The organism is Streptomyces sp. NPDC002580 (genome assembly GCF_042889485.1).
In the GTDB taxonomy this organism is placed as follows: domain Bacteria; phylum Actinomycetota; class Actinomycetes; order Streptomycetales; family Streptomycetaceae; genus Streptomyces.
The window spans coordinates 1-23,955 of the sequence record NZ_JBIAQZ010000024.1; the positions used below are offsets into that span (position 1 = coordinate 1).

Sequence of the window (23,955 nt, forward strand, 5' to 3'; positions counted from 1 at the left end):
ACCCGGCGTCGGCTCGAGCCGGAAGGAATACCGCAGATGCACGAAACCAACCTAACGGCCGCCACTGACAACGCCGGTCCGCCCAGGGGCGAACCAGCTTTCCCCGCCCTGCCCCGCAGGAACTTCGTTTCTCCCCCACAAGAGGGAGGTACCCCCTACCCCGGTCTGAAGGCCGAGGTATCCACGAAGGAAACCTGATGAACTGCGGCCCGGACGGGCCGAAATGAGCAGGCTGACCACGACACTGCGCACAGTCGGCGAATCGGCGTCGGTGGTCTCGATGCAAGCCGGCTACCAGCGGCAGGCCATCTGGCGCGGCTCGGATCCGTCGCTGGACGGAGACCCCCGGCTGCAGGTCGACTTCAGCAGCGGTTCGACCCTGCCCTACCCCGACGGGCCGCAGAGACAACAGGTGGGCGAGCGTCTGGGAGACACCATGCGGGTGTGGTCCCAGGAATATCGCATCCGCCGCCAATGGTTCTGGCCGAAGCTGCTCTTCACGGTGACCGCCGGCGAGCGCACCGTCCTGCGTGTCCGCGAGCGGTTCGGACGCAACGGCAGTGCCCGCGTCTTCGACACGCACAGCGACGCGGCACTCGACCCGGTCGTCGCGCTCGCCCTGCTCTTGTCGGAGGGACGCCCCCACAAGATGGGCCTCGGTCGGGATGGCTCCGCCACGTCCTGAGCCCGCACACCACGACCGGCCAAGTCGTGACGCGGCTCTGTCGGGGATCTTGGACAGTCGGTTTCAACTGCCGGGCGTCCGCCAGGACGTCGACCAGGAATCGCGCCGGTCCAGGAAGGGCTGGAAGGCGGTTGCCGGGTCCCGGCGATGAGGGTTCCTCGGTCGTCGACCGGCTGTTGAGGCGTTCGGTGTTCCCGCCGATGGCCGTGAGAACGGTTGCAAGTGGGCTCTCGACCCACCAGCCAGCTGTCCGGGTATGGGAGTGCCTCAAAGTACCCGCCGGACGGGCGCCGTCGTCCTCACGCGGTGCAGGAGGTTCGCCTCCCGCTCCCGGCGCCGGACCCGCCCGCTTCAGGCTCTCCCCCGTCCCCCAGCGGTACGGGGCGCAGCAGGACCAGCTGCCGCTGGACCGCAGCGGTGACGCGGGGCTCGTCGTCGGTGGCGAGGAGGTCGAGCAGCGCGCCTCGGAGTGTGGCGAGGGCGAGGGTGCGGCGGGTGGCGCCGTCGGCGCTCTCGCGTTCCTGTGGCGGCTGGCAGCCGGCGAGTACGTCGAGCCAGTCGGTCACGGTGGTGCGGGCGAAGCCGGCCCATGCTCCGCCGGGTTCGACGAGGGAGCGGGCGTACGCCTCCGCCCAGAGACGCAGCAGCGCGCGGTGTTCGTCGGCCGCGAGCCACCTCCATACCTGTTCGGTCGCCGATACCAGTCCGATGGGCTGGTCGGCCTGCCTGAGGCGGTTCAGGAGCGCCAACTCGTCGGCACGTGCCCGCTCGAGGAGAGCCCGGACGAGTCCGTCCTTGTTGCCGAACAGGAACATCAGCACCCGGGTGCTGGAGCCGATGGCCTCGGCGAGCGGGCGCAGGGACAGATCGGCGAAGCCGTGGGTGAGCGCGTACGCGTAGGCGGCTTCCAGCAGTTCGACCTGGCGCGCGGACGGGGTTGCCGTTCTGGTGGTCATGGATCTAGCCTAAAATAACTGACACGATCGTGTCAGTATCCCTATGTGATGAGCCTTTGACGGAGAGTGAGAGATGGCGGGGAAGCGCCCCGACCGGCACGTCGTGGTCCGCCGCGCCGCCCAGCCCGGCGACCTGGGCTGGGTGGTGATGGCTCACGGGGAGATCTACGGCCGACAGTTCGGCTGGAACACCGACTTCGAGGCCCTCGTGGCCACGATCGTCACCGAGTACGCCACCAAGCACGACCCGGACCGGGAAGGGGCCTGGATCGCCGAAGTCGACGGCCGTCGCGCGGGCTGCGTCTTCCTCGTCGGTGGTGACCGGCCGGACGTGGCCAAGCTGCGCATCCTGCTCGTCACGCCAGAGGCCCGCGGACTCGGCCTAGGTACCCGTCTCGTCGGGCAGTGCCTGGACTTCGCCCGCGGGGCCGGCTACCGGCAAGTGACGTTGTGGACCAACGACGTCCTGGTGTCGGCGCGCAGGATCTACGAGAGTTTCGACTTCACCCTGACCGGCCAGGAACCCCACCACAGCTTCGGTCACGACCTGGTGGGCCAGACCTGGACTCTCGACCTGGACGATCAGCCGGCCGGGCCCTGAGTCACCACCCACAGGCCGGCTCCCGCCCCTGGCCGCACACTTCGGAGCCGGGAGCGTCCGACCGGGGAGGCCGGAATCCGCGCTGAAGTCCCGCCGAGCCCGACCGGCTTCTCGGCGGCGGAGCGCCCGGGGCCGGGTGCCCTTCGGGCTCACTGCGCCGCCACATCCGTCCTGGGCCGGGTCGCACCGCCAGTGCGACCGCCCGGTCGGCCACGGCACCGGGCTCCACCGTGATCACGGCACCCGTGGAGCGTGCCATCAACGAGATCCAGCGGTGGCGAGGGCCGCCCCCCCCCTCTTCGCTCCGGCGACGTCAGAGCGCCCGGCTTGATAGGCAAGTCGCCACTTGCCTATGGTGGGGGTCATGGCGGAGGATGTGTTCAAGGCACTCGCCGACCCCACCCGTAGGCGCATCCTCGATGAGCTGGTGGAACGGGACGGCCAGACGCTGTTCGAAATATGCGCTCGGCTGGTGACCAAGCACGGCCTGGGGTTGTCACGCCAGGCGATCAGCCAGCATCTGGCCGTACTGGAATCCGCGGGGCTGGTCGTTTCGCGGCGCCAGGGCCGGTACAAGTTCCACGATCTCAACACCGAACCCCTTGAGCGCATCGCGACCCGGTGGCTCAGACCCGACACCCCGGAGAGCGCCTCATGAAGATCAGCCGCACCAGTGTCTTCGTCGACGACCAGGAAAAGGCCCTGCGCTTCTACACCGAGATCCTCGGCTTCGTGAAGAAGCACGACATTCCGCTGGGCAAGGACCGATGGCTGACCGTGGTCTCGCCGGAGGCCCCCGAGGGGACCGAACTGCTGCTGGAGCCCTCCGGTCATCCCGTGGTACAGGCGTACAAGGACGGGCTGGCCAAGGACGGCATCCCGCTCGCCGCCTTCGCCGTGGACGACGTGCAAGCGGAATTCACCCGGCTGCGCGGGCTCGGGGTGTACTTCACCCAGGAGCCGCTGGAGATGGGCCCGGTCACCACCGCCGTCCTGGACGACACCTGCGGCAACCTGATCCAGATCCTGCACAGCAAGTAGGGCGGCGCGGCCCCAGCACCGGCCGCGTCCCAGCGTACGAGGTCAGGTTCGGGACACCCTCGTCGAAACGGTCGCGCCGACGAGGGACCGGCCCCGGGGCGACACCACCGCCGGGCGGCTGGAAGGCTCCGCGCCTGCCGCCTCGTACCCCTTCAAGCCCAGTCGGACCGATCTCCCCTTCACCTCGACCGGATCAGCCGCGCCTGCACGCCGAAGTGGTCGGACAGGTAGGCCTGGCGGCCGTCGTCCAGCGTCACCTCGTCCTGGAACACGAGGTCCGCGCCGCCGGTCAGTGTCTCCCCGGCTGCGGCGCGCACCAATATGTGGTCCAAGGCGGGCGGCGACGGCCATCGAGGTGTCGGCCGGTAGGTCGGACGCGTATCGCCGGCGAGAACGTCGCGCAGCCCCGTGTCGGCGACGAAGGCGGTGAGTGCCGCCGCGTCGCGCGGGAGGTTCAGGTCACCGGCCACGGCGACGGGCAGGGACGGATCGATGGCCGCGATCAGCCCGGCGAGCCGGGTCAGTTCGGCATCCGTGATCCGCATGTACCGGTTCATGGGCGACCAGTCGTCGTCGCGGTTGGCCGACAGGTGGGTGTTCACGACCACCAGCTGACCGTCCGGGGTGGCGACGGAGGCCAGTTGGGCGCCCTTGCGCATGACGAGCTCACCCCGTACCGGACCCGTCACCGGGAACCGCACGAACCGGGACCGGCTGATCGGCCACCGGGACAGCAGCACCAGCCCGCCCTTGAGCAGGACCGTGCCCGAGCAGGCGAAGTGCCGGTACGAGGGAGCGGCACGACGGATCAGCCGGACGTTGCGACGGAACATGACCTCCTGCAGGCAGACGACGTCGTAGTCGCTGCTGTCCAGAGCCGCGCCGAGTGCGCGCAGCCGAGCCGGGACATCACCGGTGAAGAGGGTATTGAACGTCAGCAGCCGCAAGGTCTTCAAAGACCCGTCACCTTCCATCCGATGGCCGGATATGTGTCGGGCCCAGGGGTGAGCCGCTCATCGCGTCGATCGTACTGTCACCCATCTCGGGCGAAATGACGGTGGAGGCCTCAGGTCGTCTGTCCGCCTGTGTTCATCAGGGGGACCGGTGCGTGGCGAGGCCATGGTGTGCCCGCCCGTTCCAAGGCGGCGGCCCGAAACGCCTCCGCCGGCGAGCTTCCCGGATACGTGTCGGACTCCGGCTGCTTCCAACGGTATTGGCAGGCCCGGTAGTTCACCAAAAGTCGCTCCGCGTGGGCGAAGAACGCAGGATTCCGAGCGATGAACTCTCCGTAAGGAGAGCGTATCCGGAATCAGGAGCCGGCTCGGCGCCGAGCTGAGTGAACGGCCTACTCGGCCCGTCCGGCCGACAACGGTGCTCGGCCCGTGCCCCGCGCGACGCGGCCGGCGCCGAGTCGAGGATCTGTTCTGAGAGACCATGTCTGCGGCCTGCCGGCTCGGCATGTCCGTGGGGCGGACGTTCCGGACCGGTGGCCTCTGGGGTGCTGGTGCGGCCCACGGCTGGTCGCCGGGGCGTTTGGATCATCCCGTTCACTCGAACGAGGGGGCGAAGTCGGTACCTTCTCTGCTGTGATCACCGCACGGAGATCATGGCGCTATCACTTCGACGCCATACCCCTGCCATGGCAGGCGGCCAAGCCGTGCCCGCTGACGACGACAGCGCCTCGACGAACCCGTTCGCTGTCAGCGCCGACGAGAGCGCCGAGCCGGAAGCGATCGAGCAGTCGCTGCTCGACCCGTCGCCGCGCCGCATCGTCCGACTCGACCACATGAGTGCCCGCACAAGCCAGCACGGTACGAGCCCGTAAAGCCGCTGCCTGCGCAGACGACGTCCGCCGGACCCAATGCTCCGACACGGCACCCTCGTCAGCGGACAGCGGCAACGGTTCCGGCTTCGAGCTCCGCCGAGGCACCGGTACATCCGCAGAAGCGGGCATACACAAACTAACGACGGATTTCCGGCGCAGGACATCAGGGGCGGTCGTGCGGTGTCCGCATCCGGGTTTCCGCTGCCGGAGGGGGCGGGCACGGGCTGGGCGCAGATCCGTCCGACGGGGCTGTCGGCGGCGTGTGTGAGCGGGTGGCCGGGTCAGAGGGGAAGGTCGTGGTCGAGGAGGGGATGCCTGCAGGTGCTCCGCTTGCATGTGCCGAGCGGGCCGCCGTGCTGGAAGTCGGGACACGGGCAGGACAGGCAGGGGATGTGCTCTTCGAGGCCCGATTCCCACCCATGAGCCGTCAATCGCGCTCGGGCGGCTTCCTGAATGCCGCGTCTGTGCTCGTCGAGTTCGCGGAAAGCGGCCTTGTTCTCCTCGAAGGCCTTCTTCTGGGCGTCTGTCAGGTCGTCCTTCTTCATGGTGCCTCCGGAGGGGGAGATGACGGCGAGGGCTGCTTCGTCCTCACGATCACGATGGCCCGGTGGACGCCTGCTCGCACGTCGGACGCGAGGACCCCGTCGCCGGAGCCGTCGGTGGCCGTACTCGGTTCGTCCGGCAGGGGCCCGCCCGTGTCACCGCAGGCGTCGCGGGGAGGCCTGGGCGGTGGGCCCCAGCTGGGCTTGCCTCCGGGGCGGCCGTGGGCGCCGGCGTCGGCGATGTGGCGACAGCTGAGTGCCCGCGGCGCCGCCCGGCCGCGGGCGCGACGAGGGGGCGCGGGGTCCGGGCTCGGACGGGAGGTCTCGTGGAAGAAGCGGTCGTCGGCGCCGCGTCGGGAGCGGGCCGGTGAAGGGCGGTCAGGAAGGCGGCCGGGGCGTCGGCGGCCTCGGCTGGGCGTGTGGCGGGGGCACGGTCGGCGGGCTCGCCCGGCACCCAGGTGGTGGACGAGCCAGGGGCGCGGAAACCGCTCGCAGGGATCGTCCAGGTGCTGCGGGACGGGAATCCGCAGAGGGAGGCTCGGAGCGGGGGCGGGGACCACAACTCTTTGCGCAGCAGCGCGTCCGTGGACCGTGTCGCCCAGGGCGAACCGGCCGGCGAGGTCGTCGCCGGGCCGCCACACCTGGTTGTCCCAGCCGAGCGCTCCGATTTTCAGGGGGGAGATCCGCCAGAGCGGGGTACGGTTCGCGCAGCAGGCCCCGGACCAAGTCCTCGGTGATGTCCGGCTCGGTGAATGCCGTCTGGGGAAAAAAGCAGTTGAGTGGCAAGTCAGGTACTGGACTCCGCCTCGGCCCGTCAGCCGTCCGTCCGGTACAGCGCGGAGCGGACTCGCCGGGCCATGTTCGCGGCGAAGGAGACACTGTGGTCGGGGTCGCTCCCGGCACTGGTGTCCACCATGACGAGTACACCGCCGACCCTGACGTCGACGATGCAGGACGGGGCCGCGTCGTCGTACTCGACATCGCTGCCTGTCCGCCGCGAGGTCTCCAGCAGCGCCTCGTCGCCGAGGGCGGAAAGGTCTCTGGCCTTGTGAATCTCCTGGACGGGGGCGGCGTCGGTGTCGACGGTGACGTCCGGGCAGGTCTTGTTGAGCTGACGCCGGATCTCCAGGTAGCGCTCGGCGCGCCCGGTCGGTACCGACACGAGCGTGACGGTGACGTGTTCGCCGTCCTCCGAACCGGGGTCGAGGCTCACGGACCGCGCGGCGCTGGTCCCCCGGAAGGCGAACTGTTCCTCGCGTAGATCCCTCGCGGCAGCGCACCCGCTCCAGTCGCCGCGCCCGTGCCCTTGGCCGAACCCTCCCAGGGACGTCCCGGTCACCCGCGCCCGCTCGCCGAACGCCCTGGCGGGCAGGAGCGCGGCCTTCAGGTCGGCCTCGGTGAAGACCCGGTCCGGGGCGGCCTCTCCGTCGACACCGGGCACCGTGGAAGGCGCGGCCGGCGGACTGTCCGAGGCGGCGGTGCGCCGCTGATCCGGGTGTACCGCCGCGGCGGTGCGCTGCGGATCAGGATGCGTAGCCGAGTCGGCGCACCCGGCGAGGAGCACCGCGACTGCGACGGCACAGCCTGCCGTTCCCGCCCCTGCAACTGTTCGCACGGTGCCTCCGTCGAAGAACAAGTAGACCGACACCTTAAGACCGTGTCCTCTGTGGTGAGGCGTCGCCGGCCCCAATACGGGGTGGGGCCCGTGGCGCCGACGGCCCATCGGCGCCTCCTGATCCGATCGAGGGCCGGAGTCCGGGGCCGACTCCACGAGGAGATCCTGCACCGGCTCGACGATGCCGGCCTCATCGATCTCTCAGACGCCGCACTCGATTCCGCCCACGTCCGCGCGAAAAGAGGGGGCCTCCCAGGCCCGAGCCCCGTGAGCCGGGGCAAACCCGGTTCGAAAATGCACGGTCTGTCGGACGTGAACGGGCTGCCCTCCTCATCGGCGTCACCGCGGCCGACAGCCTTGCTCTGGAGTGCATGATCACGGGTCATCGAACGGGAGACGACCCCCACCGCGACCGCCGTGTCAAGCGTGGCCCGGCGGCATCTGGGCGTCAAAGGGTCGGCTGAAGTCTGGGCTGTCCGCCCGCAATTGCTCCATGTCTCTTGCGACGAATCTCCGCCCGAACCGGGACGCGCTGGTGTTGCTGACCTAACGTCGGTGCATGCAGAAGGAGTTGAGGGTGGCGGCCTACGCTGTGTGTGTGCGGAACGGGGCGCTGCTCCTCGCGCGCCTGACATTGAGGGACGGCAGCAGGCGCTGGACGCTCCCCGGCGGAGGAATGGACCACGGCGAGGACCCGTACGACACCGTGATCAGAGAGGTCGAGGAGGAGACCGGGTACGCGATCGAACCGACGGCGCTTCTCGGTGTCGACTCCCAACGGCACGCCTATCCTCGCCGTCCCGGCGCCACTGCCGACTTCCAGAGCCTGCGGATCGTCTACGAAGCCCAGGTCACCGGCGGCGAACTGCGCCACGAAACGGATGGCTCCACCGATATGGCGGCCTGGCATCCCTTGGAAGACGTACCCGCGCTGGCCCGGGTGCTGCTTGTCGACGTCGGGCTCACGCTCTGGCGGGAGCGGCCGGTGGTCGGCCGTGCACCGGGGATACCCGAGCCACAGCCGGCGCCCCTCCAGGGCAAATGAGCAGCAGCTCCAAGGGCGTCTCCACCCGCTCCCTCGCGCACCGGCTTCTTGTGTCCGAGGTGGACCGGGCCGCGTTCCTGAAGGCGGCCCGTGTTGCCCACTCCGTGGCCCACGCCGCCGTAGAGGACGCTCCGGAAGGCCTTCGGTGAGCCCTGTCGTCTACGTCGATCCCGAATGGCTGCTCCCGATCCAGTCCGAGGCCGCACCCCCAACGTGGACATCAACGCCTGGGGAGCCCTGCACCGGACCGGCACGGCCCACCGCTACGAACAGATCGCGGGCTCTCCGTACTACGAGGAGCCGGAGGTACGAGCGGCCACGTTCCTCTGTCTCGCGCTCACGCTGAAGCCGTTCGCCGACTACAACCTGGTCAGTCGAGGACTTGCTCGCGGATGAGGTTCTCGAGGACCGGTTCCCGGTCGGCGTTGTCGGACTCCGACTCCGGTCTGGACGACGAACCCGCTCCCCATGGCCGGCTCGGAGCGGGCAGCGGCCTCCACCAGACGGCTGGCAGCAGGACGATGTCGTGCTGCGACCACATGGGTTGGCCGGGGTGACGGTCGTGGCGGTCGGATTCGCCGCACAACGCCGAGATCGCGCCCACATCCGCAGTGAGAACGGCATCCGATGGGGAGGGCGCCCTGTCCTCGCGACCGGGGCCTGCTCCCTCCTGCGCACGCTCGCTGCGCGGTCAGGGGTTGAGGTCCAGCACCCGGACGGGCTTCCCGGCCCATCGGTCGGGAGCGGGGGTGGCGGTGATCGCCCCGTCGGGACGGGACATGGGCAGATCTACGGGAGTCAGGCACCGGCGTGTCGTGGCGGCTGTCGCGGCGCTCGCGGCGGGGTGCGGTGCGGGCTCCGGGCCGAGTACGTCCCCCACCACCGGCTCCAGCGGTGGCAGCGACTCATCGAAAGTTCGTGTAGGCACCCTCACCTGGGAGTTCGAGCGCATCGCCGACTTCGCGGGACATTACTCCGACATCGCTGTCCTGGCCGCGAACGACATCTGGGCCCTCGGGAGCGAGAAGTCCGTTCTGCATTGGGACGGCACTCGTTGGGCCACGACTCAACTGCCGTACGCCGCCTCAGATCTCGCCGTGGTGGGCCCGGGCGACGCCTGGGCCGTCGGCAGCCGCTCCACGGGTCCCGGCACCGAACTGCCTGGCGGTGGGAGCTACAGCCGGCCCGCCTCGGTGCGTTGGGACGGCGGGTCCTGGAAGCCGGTGGAGACACCGCAGGCCCGCTTCGAGGAGCCGATCCCGGCAGAACCCGGTGCCCGCCTCGAGCGGGTTCTCGCACTCGACGGCGGCGAGGTGCGCGCGTACGGCATCAACACCTTCGACCACGGCGAGGGCGACAACGAACCCGATGAAGAGTTCGTCCAGTTGCGCTGGGACGGCTCGAAGCGGGTCAAGGAGGAGAACGCGCCCGGTGGGTGCGCTCGGCGGATCCCGGTGAACCACGACGAGAACGGGCTGTTCCTCCAAGGGAACTGGTATCTGACCGACGACGGCCGCCGCGTCAAGATCGAGCGTCACTGGCTGCCCTTGTCCACGGGGGCCCGTAAGAGGTCGAACCAGTCGCTGCGGCTGAAGGAGATCCACCGGGTGCCGGGTACCGACCAGTGGCTGGGTGTCGGGCAAGTCGACGTCAGTCAGAGCGGCGCTCCCTTCAGCGCGCCCGTGGTCGTCCGCCTGAAGCGCGGCGCGTGACCTCCTCGCGCACCTCGCGATCAGCGAGTCTCGCTCGGCCCGCCCCAGGGCGTGGCTCTCCGGCGGTCAGGGCGTGCCACCGGAACGGCTTTCGGCCGATCAGACGCAGCCTGGTGCGCATCCGGCCGTTCGGGACACTCATATGTCCATGAGCGATCACGACGAACGTCCCGATGCGGCACACCGGCGCCCCCGCGGCGTCTCTGACGCCACCGTGGAAGCACTGGGCGCATTGTCGAAGGCGTTGGAGACGACCGAACGGGCTCGCGGTCACCTGTACGACTTCCACCAGTTGACGGGGAGCGCCGACTTCGAATTGGACCGAGCGGTGAGACTGCTTCGCGATGCCGGCCACACCGCACACGCCGACCGCGTCGAGTCGGAGATCCTGGGGCGCGATGTCATTCCCGGTCACTGGACCTTCCAGGTCGTCGAGGCGTACAACGCGACCTACTACGAGCCGTTCAAGGGCGTCGAGAGCGAGATCCGTGCAGAGCTGGCCGACGGCGTCGACCATCTGTTCGAGGCCGAACTGAAGGTGGAGCGCCGCACCGGCGGGCACCGGGACCACACGGCGACCTGACGCTGCCCGCTCGGTCGCCCAGGCGGGCGGATCAACGCTGTGCGGCGGCGCGGAGGCGATCACCCGCGGACACGGCCCGGTCGACTGCCCGGCCTCCACCTCTCCGGGACCGGGAACGCGTTCAGGGGCCAGCTCCGGGACCGGGACGGTGCCCAGGCCGCGCGCGTCCATCGGCCGGCCGGTCAGGGCGGTGGCCGGTTCACCGACAGGGTGGAATCGGCTCCTCTTCGCCCCCGGGCCAGGGGCGGTGAACACGGATTCCAGAGGGGCCCTCTCGGATGCGGAGCGGGAAGGAGCGGACGATGGCGCCCAGGAGGGGGCTGCCTCAGCGCAGGGTGATCCGGGCGCTGACCGGAAGATGGTCACTGGCGGTGGCGGGCAGGGTGCGCATGTGCCCGACGGCCGCCGAGCGAGCCATGATCTGATCGATCCGGGCCAGTGGGAAGGCGGCCGGGAAGCTGAACGCGAAGCCCCGCGCCGGCACGGTCAGATGCGAGGTCAGCGGGGTCAGTCCACGGTCGTCGACGGTGCTGTTGAAGTCGCCGAGGAGTATCAGCGTGTGCGAGGTGTCGGCGGCGACGGCCCTGCCCAGCAGTGCGGCGCTCTCGTCGCGCCGGGACGAGGCGAGGCCGGACGCGCGGACGCGGACAGAGGGCAGGTGCGCGACGTACACCGTGATCTCACGGTGCCGCGCGTGCGCCACGGCCCGTAGCCCGCGGCTCCAGGGCTCTGTGATCCCGGCCGGTTTGATGTCCACCTTCTGGATGTCCGTGAGCGGGTGTCTCGACCAGAGTCCGACGGTGCCCACCACCGCGTGGTACGGGTAGCGCGGGGCGAGTGTTCTCTCGTAGACCGGCAACGCCGCGGGCACCAGTTCCTCCAGGCCGATGAGGTCGGGCTCGGCTTCGGCCAGGGCGCGGGCCGTGCCGGCGGGGTCGGTGTTCTCGTCGCTGACGTTGTGCTGCACGACGACGAGGTCGTGCGCGCCGGGTTTCGCCCCGGGCAGCGACAGCGCGCCGAAGGCGTACGTCCAGGCCGCCACCGGCAGGAGCAGGGCGATCAGCGCCAGGGCCGAGCGGCGCAGCAGCCCGAGACCGAGCAGCACCACGAGCACCAGGCCGGTCCAGGGCAGGAACGATTCCAGCAGACTGCCCAGGTGTCCCGGGGAGTTGGGGACCAGGCGGTGGAAGGCCAAGACCACCGCTGTCAGCACCGCCGACACCGCGAGCACCCGCCCCCGCGTCCAGGTCGACCGGCCCTCCGCGTTCCCACCCACGCCCCGCCGCCTTGTCCTGCGGGGCGTTGCCGTCGTCGCGGCGCCCGTAGCGCCGCCGCCCTGCTCACCCATGGCCACCCGTCCCCGCACGACATCCTTGCCCTTGCCTTCCAGGACGAGCCGCCCTGCGCATCGGGTTCTGTTCCTCGGAAGTGTGACGGCACATGCTCCTGAATCCCAAAAGGCCGGAACAGACCCGCAGTTGGTGACACTGCGGTGCTGCCGGACCCGATGGTGTACGGGGAGTCAGGTGCGGTCACGGACGAACACGAGGCGATCGGAAGGGGGTTGTCCGTTCCATCCACGTGGACCAAGGATCCGCACGAGTTGAGGTGTTGCGACGGACGGCCGGTGGAAGCCGTCCGAACCCCAGGTGCCCTGCCTGGGGTTCCGGTCGGTTCGACGCCGGGGCGAGGTCAGGTGGTCGCGTCCGCCCGCGGACGGTCCTGGGCCTCCTGCCGTACGACGGGACGGCGCCGGGACGGCAGGCCCACCGTCGGGTTGGCGACCGCCCAGGCCGCGCCCTTGCAGATCAGCTCCTTGTAGAGGGCGGCCACGCGGCCCGTCATGGCGCGGTCGACGGCTCGGTCGTCGGCGGTCACGAACTGGATCAGGCCCTCCCTGCGGCCGAGGGAGACGCACTGCTGGTAGTAGCGGATGGAGATGTGGGGGACCTTGGTGCCGGCGAGCCGGGCAGCGATGGCGTCGGCGGCCTGCCAGGCCATGGGCATGCCCGAGGCGCAGGACATCCGGAGGGGCTTGTCCTGGGGACCGATGGCCATGGCCGCGTCACCGACGGCGTACACATCCGGGTGGGAGACCGAGCGCATCGTGGTGTCGACCACGATCTGGCCGCGCTCGGTGACCTCCAAAGCGGTGGCCCGGGCGATCGGGTGGACGGCGAAGCCGGTGGTCCAGACCGTGACGGCGGCGGGGACGGTCCGGCCGTCGGCGGTCGTCACGGCGTCCGCCGTCACGGTGGTGACCGCCGCATGCTCGTGAACCTCGATCCCGAGCCGGTCGGTCACCTTCCGCAGGTGAGCACGGCCCTTCTCCGAGAGCCAGTCGCCCAGCGCGCCGCGGGCGGTCAGGGAGACGGTGAGGTCCGGGCGGGCCTCGGCGATCTCGGTCGCGGCCTCCACGCCGGTCAGGCCACCGCCCACGACGGCGACGGACTCGCCGGCTTCCAGGGCCGCGAGGCGCTCACGGAGACGGTGGGCGCCCGAGCGGCTGGCCAGTTCGTCGGCGTGTACGGCGGCACCGGGGACGTCTCCGTCGTTCCAGCCGCTGCCGAGGGCGTAGACCAGGGTGTCGTACGCGAGCTCGGCCGGGCCGTCGGCGCCGGTGACGGAAACCGTCCTGCGGTCCACGTCCACGGCGGTGACCTTCGCGAGCACCAGTTCCACGCCCGTACCGGCGAACATCTCGCCGAACGGTCGGGGCTTGAGGTCCTGGCCCGTGGCGAGCTGGTGCATCCGGACGCGCTCGACGAAGTCGGGCTCGGGGTTGACGAGGGTGATGGTGACGTCCTCGCGACGCAGCCTCTTGGCGAGGCGGCCTGCGGTGACGGCTCCGGTGTAGCCGGCTCCGAGGACGATGACGCGGTGCTGCATGTCCGTGCTCCTGTCTGGGCGGTCCGCCGCTGTCCGGCGTGGTGTCGTCCCTTGAACCGGGTGGGCCGACGTTTCCTGACAGGATTCGAATGTGACCTGCGCCACAACATCTCAGAGGGTGCAGAGCGGGCCCTCCGCGTGGTCCGTGGCGGCCCACCGCCGGGTCGCGCGGACGAGTTTGTCGGGGTTGACCTGGCTGCGGACCGCCAGGATGCCCTCCGCGGTGACCTCCAGGCAGGTGATCCCGACGACCCTGCCGTCCACGACCGCGACGATCGCGGGCCCGCCGTTGGCGGTCGTGGCGTACACCTCGGGGACACCGCCGACATACGCCCGCTTGGCCTTGCTGGGCTTGAACAGGCCGCGCAGGAAGGTGGCGACCGCGATCGCGCCCTCGAACGCCTTCGCGCGGGCAGGGATCTTTCCGCCTCCGTCGCCGACCGCGACGGCGTCCTGGGTGAGCAGCCGGACGAGGGGTTCGGTACGGCCGCTGGTCGCCGCCTCCAGGAACTCCTCGACGATCCGCCGGGCGGCGGCCCCGTCGACCTCGGTGCGCGCCTTGCCCTCGGCGACGTGCTTCTTCGCCCGGTGGTGGATCTGCTGGCCGGCCGCCTCGGTGATGTCCAGGATCTCGGCGATCTCCCGGTGGGGGTAGCCGAAGGCTTCCCGCAGGACGTACACCGCCCGTTCCTTGGGCGACAGTCGCTCCAGCAGGACCAGGACGGCGTACGACACGGACTCGCGCTGCTCGGCGGTGTCGGCGGGACCGAGCATCGCGTCCCCGTCGAGCAGGGGCTCGGGGAGCCACTGGCCCACGTACGTCTCGCGCCGCGCACGGGCCGAAGTCAGTTGATTGAGGCAGAAGTTGGTGAGGACCTTGGTCAGCCAGGCCTCGGGCACCTCGATCCGGCCGATGTCGGCCGCCTGCCAGCGCAGGAACGTCTCCTGCACGGCGTCCTCCGCATCGCCCGCCGAGCCGAGCAGCCGGTAGGCGATGGCCTCCAGCCGGGGCCTGGCAGCCTCGAACCGGTCCACGTCACTCATGCTCAGAGCCATGCCCGCGATCCTAGGCGCCCCCGCGCCGGAACGTCGGACGGCCCCTCCGCCTGACAACGACGAAGCCCCACGGACCCGTTGCCGAGTCGAGCCGACGCCACGCGACCGGGACCGGATCCTGTGCCGCCCGCCCCCCCCAGCGGCAGGGGTTCCGGCCCTGAACGCCGTCACGGGTCGGCGCCGTCGTCGGTCGTGACGAGGCTGAGGCCGCCGTCCTCGGTCGTCGCGCCGCGGGGACTGCCTACCGTGACCTCGCAGGGGTGTCCGAGGGCGAGCGCTCAGCGTGACGGATCTCGGTCCGCAGGGTGGCTGCGACATCCACCGGACGCTGAAGGTTGTTCAGCGAAGGTGAGTGAACGAAGGCCACGGTCCAGCACGCGCGTCAATTCACCCACCCGTCCACCGCCGTCCGGTGCCGCCGGGAAGCGTCCGAGTACCTCCACGACCACCGGTGTCGCTCGACGCACCACCCGCTCGACGTGTTCGGCACCCGTGCTCGGATCGTCGCCCGCGACGAGTTCGGCCGCCCTGGCCGCGTGAGCACCAGCTCCGAGAATGTGCTTGACCTGGGTCGCCTTGGCCAGCGGATGCAAGTAGGCGGCGCTCGCCGCGGACATCGCGGCCCGAGCGGCCTCGCGGGCGGCCGCGGTGTCCGCACTCCCGGCCGCCTTGAGGGCCGCCCACGCCGTGTCGCGCAGCCGCTTCCCCCGCTCCCCGCCCCGAGCGAACTCCCACGCGGCGCCGATGGCGTCTCGAGGCCGCGGATCGTCCGGCTGATCGGTCTCGAACACGTCGAGCACCCCTTCCGCGCACGCCGCAGCGAACGCGGTGACCTCACGAAGGTCCTGCCTGCTCAGAGCGATCTCGCTCTCGTCTCCTGACACGCCTCGATTCTCGACCATCGCACCGGACGAACGCGGGGCCGGGGTTCCGGGGCGTAGCGGTGGCGGCGGTGGCGGACCCGGCGGGGATCCCGGCCACGAGCGCGGAATCGCCGACAGGCCTCGAGCGGTGAACGACGGGGAACGTCTCCTCCGGGCCGCCCTGCCACAACTACCGCAGACACCGAGGGCACCACCGCGCGCAGCCGCTCACCACTCACGGGACCGGCCCACTCCCCCGGCGTCAGATCCCGCCGCATCGCCCGTGCGGCATCGGAATCGACGGCGGGGACTCACCCCCGTACGAGCGGCCAACTCACGATGGGCCGCCGAGGCATCGTCGTTCCACGACACCGGCAGGCTGCGCACCAGCGGAGCGACACCGAAGCAGTGCCGGGGCCGAGTGCCTGCTCCGGGCTCCACAGCCGCGGATTCGTCCCGTTCGGCCGCAGACGGTCACCGCCACGCCGTGCGCGCAGTCACCTGCGTGGGCTCGGGCGGTACACCGGTGCGCGCTCCGGTGTACCGCCCGACGGTCTGCTGCCCGGTGTCCATCGTCTGCGGTTCAGAGCTCTGCGGCGGCCATCCACAGATCCACATCGGAGATCATCAGTCGGCCCGGCCGCTGTTTGGCGGTGTCCGGAACGACCGCCCGCACGAAGGGCTGGTCGCCCTTCTCGATGGTCACCTTCGCACCGTCGAACTTCGATGGCTTGGCGCGGACGACGGAACGCAGCTTGGCCGCGACACGGCCGGCGGTCGCCTCGTCCTTGACCACGAGGCAGAGCGTCTCGATGTTCTCGGCCGCGGAGTCAGCCTGCTGGCCCAGGGCGGACAGCCTCACCGCCTTTTGGGGAGCGGGAGGATTGAAGTCGACACGGTAGACGTCGCCCAAGCACTCGACTACACGCTGGTAGTCCTTCCGGTCGGCCAGCGAGGCGCCCTCCTTCGGATCGACGGCCGCCATGGGGGTGGCGCCGCCCTGGGCGGAGTAGAAGATCTCGTTCTTCGAGATCTGGAACGACGGCCCCGTACTACCGGGATGCGCCCAGGTCCCTCCACCATCGCCCTTGCTCCGCTTGTAGCCGTTGGACTTCATTGACGTGGTGATGGCGGCCACGTCGAACGAGCCCTCCCAGTGGCCCGTGTTCCTGGTGTCCACGGACGTGTCGATCTGGGTCGCCTTCAGGTGCTGCCCCCACGGTCCGGGCTCGTACGCGTTCAGCAGGCTTCCTCCCGGCTGGCCGACGATGCCGAACCGGCTCTTGTCGCGCTCGCTCAGCTCACGCACCTTGGCGGCGTCGAGATAGGTCACCGGGCTTCCGCCGTTGCCGTCGGACAGGGTCTCCAGCCCCTCCAGCACCCTCGAACTGGCGTCGGCCTGGCCGGAGTCGGACGAACAGCCCGTACCAACAGCCAGGAGGACGGCGAGCGCGACGCCGCCGAGAAGGGATCTACGCACTGTGGTGAACATGACGAGGAAGCGTACCGGCGTGATCCGAAGACCGGGCATCCGCGCGGTGTCACGCCCACCGCAGCCAGTGCGCCGATGCCCAGCAGGTCAGGCAGGTCAGGACGATCGGGCCGCCTGCACGGCCCGTGGACACCGGTGCCGCCCTCGCTCACGTTCGGCAAGAGCCGAGCGTCACGTCGACGGCCGGGCGAGTTTGAGGGCCACGGCGTCGAGGACCCAGTCCAAGCCGGTCGCGAAGGACGTCTCGGCGTCCACGTCCGTGCCGTCGTGCACGGCCTTGGCCAGCGCCGGGAAGCGGCCCGTGGCCAGCACTCTCGTGACGTACGGCCCGGAGGCGCGCTGCCAGTCGCGCTTGGACAGGCCTGTGGCGCGTTCGGCCCGCAGGTTCGCGATTTCACGCCTGATCGCGCCGGTGAAGTAGGCGCTGACCGTCTCCACAACACGCATGACGGTGTCGACGTCGGCGAGGCCGTCGAGGGCGGCGAGCGTCGCTTCGGCCACGGCGAGACCGTTGGGGCCCAGGGTCGGGCGGCCGCCGAGCAGGTCGGCCAGCCATTCGTGACGGAGGGCTGCCTGCCTCGTCCGGTGGGCGAGGACGTACAGCGCTTCCCGCCAGTCACCGGGTCGTTCTTCGGGGACGATCTCGGCCTGGACCTCGTCCACCATGAGGTCAAACAGCTCCTCCTTGGTGGAGATGTATCCGTAGAGCCGCATCGGGCCGGCGTTCAACCGTGCGGCGACCTTGCGCACGGACACCGCCTCCAGCCCGCCCTCGTCGGCCAGCGCGACGGCGGCGGCGACGATCCGCTCCCGGTCGAGCGGCACGGGGCGAGCCGGCGGCTCCGGCCGGTCCCATACGGTCATCGGGATGCCTCCGTGGATACCCCAGCTGTCGGGCGGGGAAGGAATCGGACCCCTGCGGAGCAGGGCCGGCCTGCCGATTCGACGACTGGGCGGACCGGCGAGTGTTCGCGTCCCCCTCGTTCAGGAGGGGGAGCAGCCAAGGGAACACCGTACCGTTGCGATCCATCGCAGCGCGGCAATACAGTGTATCGACATGAGACATCGTATCGCCGTGGTCGGCGCCGGCCCCGCCGGCCTTACCTTCGCCCGCGTCCTGCACCGCCACGATCACCCCGTCACCGTCCTCGAACGCGATCCCGCCCCCGATGCCCGCCCCCCGGGCGGCACGCTGGACCTTCACGCGGGACTGGGTCAGCTCGCGCTGGACAAGGCCGGGCTGCTGGCGGAGTTCCAGGCACTGTCCCGCCCCGAGGGACAAGCCATGCGCATCCTGGATACGGACGGGACCGTCCTGCGCGACTGGCGACCCCGTGCTGACGACCGGGCCAATCCCGAGATCGACCGCGGGCAACTCCGTGACCTGCTGCTCGGCCCTGTCGACGTCCAGTGGGGTCGAGGCGTCACGCAGGTGACGCCGGGGACACAGGACGGCGTACTGGTCCATTTCACGGACGGGCGACAGGAGTCGTTCGACCTCGTTGTCGGCGCGGACGGCGCCTGGTCCCGGACTCGCCCCGCGCTCTCGTCGGTGACACCGCACTACACCGGCGTCACCTCGGTCGAGGCCTCCCTGGACGACATCGACACCCGCCACCCCGACCTCGCCCGGCTGATCGGCGACGGTTCCATGGCCGTGTACGGCGTGAACCGAGCGCTCGTCGCACAGCGCAACAGCGGCGGCCACGTCAGGGTGTACGCCCAGTTCCGCGCGCCGCTGGACTGGCACTCGAACCTGGACCTGTCAGATGTCGAGGCCGTGCGATCGAGTCTGCTGGCCCTCTTCGACGGCTGGGCCGCTCCCGTCCTCGAACCCCTCCGCCGCGTCACCGCCTTCGTCCACCGCCCTCTCTACGTCCTGCCCGTGTCCCACACCTGGACCCACGTACCCGGCGTGACGCTGCTGGGCGACGCCGCCCATCTGATGCCCCCCTTGGGGGCGGGCGCGAACCTCGCCATGCTGGAGGGCGCCGAACTCGCCGAGGCCGTCGCCACCGGGCCCGGAGATCCGGACACGGCCGTCCGCGCCTTCGAGGAAGTGATGTGGGCACGGGCCAACAGGTGGGCGAAGATCACGACGACCGGCCTGGAACGCCTCGTCAGCCCGGACCCCGCACAAGCTGTCGCCCTGTTCGACCAGGTCCAGCCGTCCTGATCGCCGAACACGAGAACGGCGGCAGCGGCCGAGGGCGTCGCCCTCCTGTGGGTACCGCCGGCCGAGCTCGGTACTGACCTGCCGCCCGCCAAGGCCGTAGCGCTCGCGTGCCGAACGGAGATCGCCGGGCACACCTCCAGAGATGGAACACCTGGCTCGCATGCAGAGGGACTCCAGCATCGCCGCCGTACCTACGCGCCCTCAGCGAGGCCATGCGCACCGCGGCTCAAGAGGCGGGGGCCCGGACTCCGGGACCGCGACGAGCGAGCTGACTCCCGGAGCGCGGGGGAAGGAAACCCCGCACCACCGGCAGTCCGGCAATCGCCGCGAGGCAACAGCCGACGACGACCCCTCAGGATCGGACGGCAGTGTCCTGGGGCGAGGTGAAGGCGCGCTCCAGCAGGGCGTACAAGGTGTCCCGCTCCCGCTCGTCGAGTCTGTCCAGCCCGGCTTGGGTGGTGTGCATCTTGCCGCGGATGACGTCGATGACCCGCTCGCCCTCCTCGGTCAGGACGACGTCCTTGACTCTGCGATCGGAGGGCCTGGGTTCACGGCGTACCAAGGCACGCTTCTCCAGCCGGTCGATGATCCCGGTCATGTTCGAGGCGTCACAGGTCAGCGTGGTGGCCAGCGCGCTCATGGAGGCGGGTCCCCGGCGCAGCACGTTGAGCGTCTTGCCCTGGCTGGCGGTGAGGTTCTCGCTCGCAGCGGCGACCGTGAAGTCGCCGTAGTAGGCAGCCAGGGATACCGAAAGCAGCTCCATGAGCTGGGCCGTGTCACTGCGGGGAGTTCCGGTCACGTTCTTCACTCTACGCCAGGAAACTTGACGATCTCAAATATTGATGGCTACGGTCACGCCATTGCTTGAAGTCATCAAGCATCGATGTCCTCAAGTACTTCCTTCGGCTCCACCGGCTCTCAAGACAGGAAAGACACTCCGTGTCCCACCAACAGCACACGGTCACCCGACAGCCCGCAGGCGACACCGCGGTCGTCCTGGTGCTCGGGCTCGCCGCCATGGTCGTCTCGATGATGCAGACCCTGGTCGTACCGATCCTGGGGATCATCCAGAACGACCTCGACACCACGACGGCGAACGTGAGCTGGGTGACCACGGCCACGCTCCTGTCGGCCGCCGTCTTCACCCCGCTGCTCGGACGGTTCGGCGACCAGCACGGCAAGAAGCCGACCCTCGTGGGCGTACTGATCGTGATGATCGCGGGCTCGGTGCTCGCCGCCACCACGACCTCGCTGACCTGGCTGATCATCGGCAGGGTGATGCAGGGAGCGGCGACCGCGATCTTCCCGCTCGCCCTCTCCATCCTGCGCGAGGAGATTCGGCCGGAGAAGCTGCACGGCGCCATGGCCCTGGTCAGTGGCACCCTCGCGTTCGGCAGCGGGCTCGCGCTCGTCGGCGCGGGGCTGCTGACCCGCGGCTCCTCTCCCGACTACCACCGGGTCTTCTGGCTCGCCGTGGTCCTCGCGGTGCTGGCGTTGGCCGGCGTGCTGTTCGCGGTGCCCGCCTCCCGCTCCAAGACCGGAGGGCGGACGGACTGGCTCGGCGCGGTCGTCCTGGCGGTGCTGCTGGTCCTGCTCCTGGTGCCCATCTCGCAGGGCCACGCATGGGGATGGACCTCCGCCCGCACGCTCGGCGCCTTCGCCGGCGCGGTCGTGGCGGCCCTCGGGTGGGTCGTCATCGAGCGACGGGTCAAGGAACCGATGGTGGACATGAAGATGTTCGCCCATCGTCCCGTCCTCTTCACCAACCTGGCCGGGCTGCTGCTGGGCTTCGCGATGTTCGCCCAGTTCATCGGCGTCTCCTACCTCGTGCAGATGCCCGAGGACGTCGTCGGCTACGGCTTCGGCGCCTCCGTGCTGCGAGCCTCCGTCGTGTACCTGCTGCCGACCACCCTCGTCTCGCTCGTGGGCGCCCAGCTCGGCGGCGTTCTGGTGCGCCGGCTCGGCGCGCGCGGCACGCTGGCCGCCGGCGCCTGCTTCGGAGTGCTCGGCTTCACCTGGCTGAGCGCCGCGCACGACACCCCCGCCTCGGTGATCGGCGCGGGCATGGTCATCGGTCTGGCGATCAGCTTCGGTTACGCCTCCATGCCCGCGCTCATCGTCGCCAGCGTTCCGCCCCACCAGACCGGCGTCGCCAACGGCATCAACTCCATCTCCCGCTCGGTCGGCAGCGCGGTCGCGAGCGCGGTGATCACCTCGCTGCTGGCGTCCAAGACCATTCCGCCGCCGAAGGGGATGCCCGCACTGCCGCAGGAGAGCCAGTTCACGGTGAGCTTCGTGATCGCGGGAGTGGCGTTCCTCCTGGTCGTGGCCGTCGCCCTGTTCGGAATCAAGGCGGTCCACGCGCCTCGCACGACAGCTCCGAGCAAGGCCACAGATTCCGGGACGAGCCCGCCGGCCCAAGCGGAAGCCGACGCCGAGCTCGTCTGATCGCCGACGCGTTTCCTCGTACCCACTCCGAAAGGCAGCTCATCCATGACGATCTCGGAGCACCCCGACCACGGCCGCTCCCCCGCCCCGGTCGACCACCCCACGGCGGTCGGGGTGGAGACCGCCCGGTTCGTCGCCGCGGTCAGGAACGCCGACCTGACCACACCGGTGCCCGGCTGCCCCGGCTGGACACTGGCCGACCTGGTCAAGCACACGGGCGGCGCCCAGCGCTGGTTCTCGTCACTCCTGCGGGCCCGCGTCCAGGAGCGCCCGCGCACGCGTGACGTGGATCTGCGGCTCCCGGACCAGGAAGACGGATACGTCCAGTGGCTGCACGAGAGTGCGACCGTGGCTGCGGACGCCTTCGCCACCACCGACCCCGACCTGCCGATGTGGGCGTGGGGTGCCGACCGGCACGCGCGTTTCTGGGCACGCCGGATGCTCTTCGAGACACTGCTGCACCGGACCGACGCCGAAATCGCACTCGGCCTCGAACCCGCCATCGACCGGGCGGTCGCGGTCGACGGGATCGACGAGTTCCTCGTCAATCTGCCGTTCGCCACCTTCTTCGCCCCCGACGTGGCCGACCTGCGCGGCCCCGACCGGACCATCGGCTTCCGCACGACCGACGGCGACGATGCCTGGCTCGTCCGCTTGCGGCCGGACGGCTTCGGGCTCGATCCGACCCGCCCCGGTGCGGACACCGCCCACATCGCGGACGCGACCGTCCGGGGAACCGCGGCCGATCTGCTCCTGCTCCTCTACGGCCGCCTCCCCCACACCACAGGGGCCTTCGTGCAGGAAGGCGACGAGCAGCTCCTGGGCCACTGGTTCGCCAACTCCGCGTTCTGAAGCTCCTCGCCCCGGCGACCGTGTTCGGCCGCCGGGGCGATTCGAGGTCGGCGGTAGTTCGACCGCTTCCTCCAGCGTCGCCCATCGCCGGCTTCGGCGTCGACGGGGACCGCCATCTCAACGGCGACGGTCACGTCGACGGAAGCCGCGATGCGCCGGGCGGCGAACATCGTCTCGTCGCTCGGGGCACGCTCACCGTCGTAGCCCCGAGCGCGGCGATCGCGTTGCTCGCGGTCGAGACCGGCGGGAAGCCCGCGTCGACGACGCCGCGGGCGCCGCCCACGTCCCGGGCGTTCGGCTGCACCCGTCGAACACCCGGGACGTACGAACGAGGCAGATCACCCCTACCGGCCGCTCCGGCGCGGCAGGTTCAGTCGATCAGTGCGCCACCGGACAGGTTGGCGACGGTGCCGGTCATGGCGCCGGCCCGGTCCGAAGCCAGGAACGCGGCCGTCTCCGCGATTTCGGAGAGCGTAGGCAGCCTCTTCAGAAGCGTCCCCTGCACCATGCCTCCACCTTCGAGCATTTCCTGGACCGACTGCCCGGCCGCTGCCGCGATCGGTTCGAACAGATCCTTGGTGTAGGAACCCGCCGCGGGCGCGTCGACCACAGCGTGTGGGCGGATGCAGATCACCCGGATGTTGCCGGGTGCGAGCTCCGCGGCCAGAACCCGTGAGAAGGCCTCCTTGCCGGCCGCGCTCACGCTGTGCCCCAAGATGCCGCCGACGGCCAGCTTGGAACCCGGTTCGGACAACGTCAGGATGACGCCAGGACGCCGGTGACCCATGTGCTGTGCCACGGCCTTGCTCGTGATGAACAGCGTCCGCAGAAAACCGTCGACCGGCCGCATGAACTCCTCCAGCGAAAGGTCCGCCAGCACCGTCCCCTGGTCGTGCATGACACTCACGGCGTTGAGAGCGATGTCGATGCCACCGGCCGTCGCCGCGACCGCGGCGGCGTGCTTGTCGACCGCCTCTTGGTCGAAAACGTCGACTTGTGCCGTCTCGACCTTCCCACCCTCGGCGGCGATGTCCCGCGCCACGGCGTCGAGCCTCGCCTGCGTCCGCCCTGCGATGAAGACCTTCGCGCCCTCCCGGGCGAAGACCCGCGCGATCGCGCCGCCGATGGCGCCCCCGCCTCCGTAGATCACGGCGTTCTTGTCGCCGAGCAGCATTCCGCTCATGGTGTCCTCCAAGGTGATCGGTTCACGACACGACGTCGGCGGCGCACCGACGCTGGTCGCGGAGGTCGCCGGAGATCTCGTCCGGCCGTCTGCCGGTCGGTCACCGGAGGTCTCGCAGACGGCGATTCAGCACGTCGGCCACGAGCGTCGGTGCTGCGGCGACGCGGATCTCTCGCTCCGCGGTTCTCCGAGCTCCATCGCGGACCCCCAATATGCAACCATCGGTTGCTCTTAACTCTAGTATTCACACCGCCATCGCGCAACCTTTTGTTGCGCAACAGTAGGGGGGTCGACGAAGTCCGCCGCCGTCAGCTGAGAGCAGGCGCCTGCGGGGCGCGGGCCCCGCACCCCCGAGTCAGGCCGACGACTCACTCGCGAGCCGCTCCTGCCG

Annotated in this window: 25 protein-coding genes and 2 pseudogenes; 14 read left to right on the forward strand and 13 right to left on the reverse strand. The window is 70.2% G+C overall.

What is annotated here, in order from left to right:
• Window positions 1-223: 223 nt before the first annotated feature.
• Window positions 224-685 carry a hypothetical protein gene (locus tag ACFYW7_RS37950; protein WP_389511074.1) on the forward strand — a complete coding sequence of 154 codons (462 nt, stop codon included), beginning with the start codon at window positions 224-226 and terminating at the stop codon, window positions 683-685.
• Between the two features lie 299 nt (window positions 686-984).
• Here ACFYW7_RS37950 and ACFYW7_RS37955 read toward each other — a convergent pair whose 3' ends face one another.
• The gene (locus ACFYW7_RS37955; protein WP_389511076.1) at window positions 985-1,641 is read right to left on the reverse strand and encodes a TetR/AcrR family transcriptional regulator; all 657 of its coding nucleotides are present in this window, start codon (window positions 1,639-1,641) and stop codon (window positions 985-987) included.
• A 73-nt stretch (window positions 1,642-1,714) separates the two neighbouring features.
• Here ACFYW7_RS37955 and ACFYW7_RS37960 point away from each other — a divergent pair, with 73 nt between their 5' ends.
• The 3 genes from ACFYW7_RS37960 (at window position 1,715) to ACFYW7_RS37970 (ending at window position 3,283) form a co-directional block, all read left to right on the forward strand.
• Window positions 1,715-2,242, forward strand: coding sequence for a GNAT family N-acetyltransferase (locus ACFYW7_RS37960; protein WP_389511078.1), 528 nt, complete (start codon window positions 1,715-1,717; stop codon window positions 2,240-2,242).
• Between the two features lie 364 nt (window positions 2,243-2,606).
• The gene (locus ACFYW7_RS37965; RefSeq protein ID WP_389511081.1) at window positions 2,607-2,900 is read left to right on the forward strand and encodes an ArsR/SmtB family transcription factor; all 294 of its coding nucleotides are present in this window, start codon (window positions 2,607-2,609) and stop codon (window positions 2,898-2,900) included.
• On the forward strand, window positions 2,897-3,283 hold the full coding sequence (locus ACFYW7_RS37970; RefSeq protein ID WP_389511084.1) for a VOC family protein: 387 nt from the start codon (window positions 2,897-2,899) through the stop codon (window positions 3,281-3,283). Before ACFYW7_RS37965 ends, ACFYW7_RS37970 begins: the two co-directional genes overlap by 4 nt.
• 179 nt (window positions 3,284-3,462) lie before the next feature.
• Here ACFYW7_RS37970 and ACFYW7_RS37975 read toward each other — a convergent pair whose 3' ends face one another.
• Window positions 3,463-4,239 (reverse strand): endonuclease/exonuclease/phosphatase family protein, encoded by a 777-nt coding sequence (locus ACFYW7_RS37975; protein WP_389511086.1) that lies wholly within the window; start codon window positions 4,237-4,239, stop codon window positions 3,463-3,465.
• Window positions 4,240-4,922: 683 nt separating this feature from the next.
• Between ACFYW7_RS37975 and ACFYW7_RS37980 the strand changes: the two genes are divergently transcribed.
• Window positions 4,923-5,108 (forward strand): hypothetical protein, encoded by a 186-nt coding sequence (locus ACFYW7_RS37980; protein ID WP_389511088.1) that lies wholly within the window; start codon window positions 4,923-4,925, stop codon window positions 5,106-5,108.
• 281 nt (window positions 5,109-5,389) lie between these two features.
• On the opposite strand, the gene ACFYW7_RS37985 is transcribed toward ACFYW7_RS37980, so the two are convergent.
• From ACFYW7_RS37985 to ACFYW7_RS37995, 3 genes and pseudogenes are all read right to left on the reverse strand, one after another.
• Window positions 5,390-5,653: a hypothetical protein gene (locus tag ACFYW7_RS37985; protein WP_389511090.1), complete on the reverse strand. Its 264-nt coding sequence runs from the start codon at window positions 5,651-5,653 to the stop codon at window positions 5,390-5,392.
• A gap of 176 nt (window positions 5,654-5,829) precedes the next feature.
• Window positions 5,830-6,436, reverse strand: a pseudogene (locus tag ACFYW7_RS37990) (phosphotransferase); the annotation flags it as partial.
• A 28-nt stretch (window positions 6,437-6,464) separates the two neighbouring features.
• Entirely contained in the window at window positions 6,465-7,265 is an 801-nt protein-coding gene (locus tag ACFYW7_RS37995; protein ID WP_389511092.1) for a hypothetical protein, read from the reverse strand.
• Between the two features lie 69 nt (window positions 7,266-7,334).
• Here ACFYW7_RS37995 and ACFYW7_RS38000 point away from each other — a divergent pair.
• From ACFYW7_RS38000 to ACFYW7_RS38025, 6 genes and pseudogenes are all read left to right on the forward strand, one after another.
• A pseudogene (locus tag ACFYW7_RS38000) lies at window positions 7,335-7,690 on the forward strand (IS5/IS1182 family transposase); the annotation flags it as partial.
• A gap of 134 nt (window positions 7,691-7,824) precedes the next feature.
• Window positions 7,825-8,310: an NUDIX hydrolase gene (locus ACFYW7_RS38005; RefSeq protein WP_389511094.1), complete on the forward strand. Its 486-nt coding sequence runs from the start codon at window positions 7,825-7,827 to the stop codon at window positions 8,308-8,310.
• A complete protein-coding gene (locus ACFYW7_RS38010; RefSeq protein WP_389511096.1) occupies window positions 8,307-8,459 on the forward strand; it encodes a hypothetical protein in 153 nt (50 codons plus the stop codon). The genes ACFYW7_RS38005 and ACFYW7_RS38010 overlap by 4 nt, the downstream gene beginning before the upstream one ends.
• A gap of 25 nt (window positions 8,460-8,484) precedes the next feature.
• Window positions 8,485-8,706 carry a hypothetical protein gene (locus ACFYW7_RS38015; protein ID WP_389511098.1) on the forward strand — a complete coding sequence of 74 codons (222 nt, stop codon included), beginning with the start codon at window positions 8,485-8,487 and terminating at the stop codon, window positions 8,704-8,706.
• 419 nt (window positions 8,707-9,125) lie between these two features.
• A complete protein-coding gene (locus tag ACFYW7_RS38020; protein WP_389511100.1) occupies window positions 9,126-10,022 on the forward strand; it encodes a hypothetical protein in 897 nt (298 codons plus the stop codon).
• A gap of 148 nt (window positions 10,023-10,170) precedes the next feature.
• Window positions 10,171-10,605, forward strand: coding sequence for a hypothetical protein (locus ACFYW7_RS38025; protein ID WP_389511102.1), 435 nt, complete (start codon window positions 10,171-10,173; stop codon window positions 10,603-10,605).
• A 325-nt stretch (window positions 10,606-10,930) separates the two neighbouring features.
• Here ACFYW7_RS38025 and ACFYW7_RS38030 read toward each other — a convergent pair whose 3' ends face one another.
• The 6 genes from ACFYW7_RS38030 to ACFYW7_RS38055 form a co-directional block, all read right to left on the reverse strand.
• Entirely contained in the window at window positions 10,931-11,953 is a 1,023-nt protein-coding gene (locus tag ACFYW7_RS38030) for an endonuclease/exonuclease/phosphatase family protein (RefSeq protein WP_389511104.1), read from the reverse strand.
• A 344-nt stretch (window positions 11,954-12,297) separates the two neighbouring features.
• Window positions 12,298-13,494: an NAD(P)/FAD-dependent oxidoreductase gene (locus ACFYW7_RS38035; RefSeq protein ID WP_389511106.1), complete on the reverse strand. Its 1,197-nt coding sequence runs from the start codon at window positions 13,492-13,494 to the stop codon at window positions 12,298-12,300.
• Window positions 13,495-13,605: 111 nt separating this feature from the next.
• Window positions 13,606-14,550: an RNA polymerase sigma factor SigJ gene (gene sigJ, locus ACFYW7_RS38040; RefSeq protein WP_389511108.1), complete on the reverse strand. Its 945-nt coding sequence runs from the start codon at window positions 14,548-14,550 to the stop codon at window positions 13,606-13,608.
• Between the two features lie 278 nt (window positions 14,551-14,828).
• Window positions 14,829-15,434, reverse strand: a complete 606-nt coding sequence (locus tag ACFYW7_RS38045) for a putative immunity protein (RefSeq protein ID WP_389511110.1) — start codon at window positions 15,432-15,434, stop codon at window positions 14,829-14,831.
• 562 nt (window positions 15,435-15,996) lie between these two features.
• Window positions 15,997-16,905, reverse strand: a complete 909-nt coding sequence (locus ACFYW7_RS38050) for a hypothetical protein (RefSeq protein WP_389511112.1) — start codon at window positions 16,903-16,905, stop codon at window positions 15,997-15,999.
• 171 nt (window positions 16,906-17,076) lie between these two features.
• Window positions 17,077-17,769: a TetR/AcrR family transcriptional regulator gene (locus tag ACFYW7_RS38055; RefSeq protein ID WP_389511114.1), complete on the reverse strand. Its 693-nt coding sequence runs from the start codon at window positions 17,767-17,769 to the stop codon at window positions 17,077-17,079.
• Between the two features lie 193 nt (window positions 17,770-17,962).
• On the opposite strand from ACFYW7_RS38055, the gene ACFYW7_RS38060 reads away from it, so the two are divergent.
• On the forward strand, window positions 17,963-19,081 hold the full coding sequence (locus ACFYW7_RS38060) for an FAD-dependent oxidoreductase (RefSeq protein WP_389511116.1): 1,119 nt from the start codon (window positions 17,963-17,965) through the stop codon (window positions 19,079-19,081).
• 352 nt (window positions 19,082-19,433) lie between these two features.
• Here the strand turns inward: ACFYW7_RS38060 and ACFYW7_RS38065 are convergent, their stop codons facing one another.
• A complete protein-coding gene (locus ACFYW7_RS38065) occupies window positions 19,434-19,844 on the reverse strand; it encodes a MarR family winged helix-turn-helix transcriptional regulator (RefSeq protein ID WP_389511147.1) in 411 nt (136 codons plus the stop codon).
• 176 nt (window positions 19,845-20,020) lie between these two features.
• On the opposite strand from ACFYW7_RS38065, the gene ACFYW7_RS38070 reads away from it, so the two are divergent.
• Together ACFYW7_RS38070 and ACFYW7_RS38075 are read left to right on the forward strand one after the other, a co-directional pair.
• Complete coding sequence (locus ACFYW7_RS38070) at window positions 20,021-21,529, forward strand: MFS transporter (RefSeq protein ID WP_389511118.1); 1,509 nt, start codon at window positions 20,021-20,023, stop codon at window positions 21,527-21,529.
• A gap of 45 nt (window positions 21,530-21,574) precedes the next feature.
• On the forward strand, window positions 21,575-22,381 hold the full coding sequence (locus ACFYW7_RS38075; RefSeq protein ID WP_389511120.1) for a maleylpyruvate isomerase family mycothiol-dependent enzyme: 807 nt from the start codon (window positions 21,575-21,577) through the stop codon (window positions 22,379-22,381).
• A 370-nt stretch (window positions 22,382-22,751) separates the two neighbouring features.
• Here the strand turns inward: ACFYW7_RS38075 and ACFYW7_RS38080 are convergent, their stop codons facing one another.
• On the reverse strand, window positions 22,752-23,555 hold the full coding sequence (locus ACFYW7_RS38080) for an SDR family NAD(P)-dependent oxidoreductase (RefSeq protein WP_389511122.1): 804 nt from the start codon (window positions 23,553-23,555) through the stop codon (window positions 22,752-22,754).
• Window positions 23,556-23,955 lie beyond the last annotated feature (400 nt).

Coding starts and splice junctions, on each gene's coding strand:
- sigJ (WP_389511108.1), bottom strand. CDS start 14,550: ATGGCTCTGAGCATGAGTGACGTGGACCGGTTCGAGGCTGCCAGGCCC.
- ACFYW7_RS38075 (WP_389511120.1), top strand. CDS start 21,575: ATGACGATCTCGGAGCACCCCGACCACGGCCGCTCCCCCGCCCCGGTC.
- ACFYW7_RS38080 (WP_389511122.1), bottom strand. CDS start 23,555: ATGCTGCTCGGCGACAAGAACGCCGTGATCTACGGAGGCGGGGGCGCC.
- ACFYW7_RS37955 (WP_389511076.1), bottom strand. CDS start 1,641: ATGACCACCAGAACGGCAACCCCGTCCGCGCGCCAGGTCGAACTGCTG.
- ACFYW7_RS37965 (WP_389511081.1), top strand. CDS start 2,607: ATGGCGGAGGATGTGTTCAAGGCACTCGCCGACCCCACCCGTAGGCGC.
- ACFYW7_RS38065 (WP_389511147.1), bottom strand. CDS start 19,844: ATGGAGCTGCTTTCGGTATCCCTGGCTGCCTACTACGGCGACTTCACG.
- ACFYW7_RS38025 (WP_389511102.1), top strand. CDS start 10,171: ATGAGCGATCACGACGAACGTCCCGATGCGGCACACCGGCGCCCCCGC.
- ACFYW7_RS38050 (WP_389511112.1), bottom strand. CDS start 16,905: ATGTTCACCACAGTGCGTAGATCCCTTCTCGGCGGCGTCGCGCTCGCC.
- ACFYW7_RS38010 (WP_389511096.1), top strand. CDS start 8,307: ATGAGCAGCAGCTCCAAGGGCGTCTCCACCCGCTCCCTCGCGCACCGG.
- ACFYW7_RS37985 (WP_389511090.1), bottom strand. CDS start 5,653: ATGAAGAAGGACGACCTGACAGACGCCCAGAAGAAGGCCTTCGAGGAG.
- ACFYW7_RS38005 (WP_389511094.1), top strand. CDS start 7,825: ATGCAGAAGGAGTTGAGGGTGGCGGCCTACGCTGTGTGTGTGCGGAAC.
- ACFYW7_RS37980 (WP_389511088.1), top strand. CDS start 4,923: ATGGCAGGCGGCCAAGCCGTGCCCGCTGACGACGACAGCGCCTCGACG.
- ACFYW7_RS38030 (WP_389511104.1), bottom strand. CDS start 11,953: ATGGGTGAGCAGGGCGGCGGCGCTACGGGCGCCGCGACGACGGCAACG.
- ACFYW7_RS37970 (WP_389511084.1), top strand. CDS start 2,897: ATGAAGATCAGCCGCACCAGTGTCTTCGTCGACGACCAGGAAAAGGCC.
- ACFYW7_RS38055 (WP_389511114.1), bottom strand. CDS start 17,769: ATGACCGTATGGGACCGGCCGGAGCCGCCGGCTCGCCCCGTGCCGCTC.
- ACFYW7_RS37950 (WP_389511074.1), top strand. CDS start 224: ATGAGCAGGCTGACCACGACACTGCGCACAGTCGGCGAATCGGCGTCG.
- ACFYW7_RS37960 (WP_389511078.1), top strand. CDS start 1,715: ATGGCGGGGAAGCGCCCCGACCGGCACGTCGTGGTCCGCCGCGCCGCC.
- ACFYW7_RS38035 (WP_389511106.1), bottom strand. CDS start 13,494: ATGCAGCACCGCGTCATCGTCCTCGGAGCCGGCTACACCGGAGCCGTC.
- ACFYW7_RS38060 (WP_389511116.1), top strand. CDS start 17,963: ATGAGACATCGTATCGCCGTGGTCGGCGCCGGCCCCGCCGGCCTTACC.
- ACFYW7_RS38015 (WP_389511098.1), top strand. CDS start 8,485: ATGGCTGCTCCCGATCCAGTCCGAGGCCGCACCCCCAACGTGGACATC.